The sequence below is a fragment of the Gordonia asplenii genome (assembly GCF_012933505.1).
Taxonomy (GTDB): Bacteria; Actinomycetota; Actinomycetes; order Mycobacteriales; family Mycobacteriaceae; genus Gordonia; species Gordonia asplenii.
This window is the reverse complement of record NZ_JABBNB010000117.1, coordinates 1-319: the sequence shown is the minus strand read 5'-3', so window position 1 is coordinate 319 and position 319 is coordinate 1. Positions and strand designations below refer to the sequence as shown.

Annotated in this window: 1 protein-coding gene; it reads right to left on the bottom strand. The window is 67.7% G+C overall.

What is annotated here, in order from left to right; all coding sequences use genetic code 11:
• A partial coding sequence (locus HH308_RS29430) for a DUF222 domain-containing protein (protein ID WP_170197840.1) occupies positions 1 to 319 on the bottom strand: 319 nt, incomplete at both ends.

Here is a 319-nt window from a genome sequence, read left to right as displayed (position 1 = left end):
TACCACCGTCTGTGTCTTGACCGGCACCACCGCAGTCCCGGGCACGCCTGCGGTGGCGGCGACTGGTGCGGTGCAGGTGCGCGGATCATCGCAGGCACAGTCGAACGGCAACTGGTTGAGCAGCGCGAACACCGCATCAGAGTTGCGTTGCGCCGCGGTACGCGGGTCGCGGTCGCAGACCGCCTTGGCCAGCGACAGCACCGATGCCATCGAGATCCGGATCCGCTCCCCGGTCATCGTCGCCGCGATCAACCCCATATCGTCGCCCTTGTTGGCCGTCCAGACACGGCGCTCGGATTTCGACGCCTCCCGACGCGCA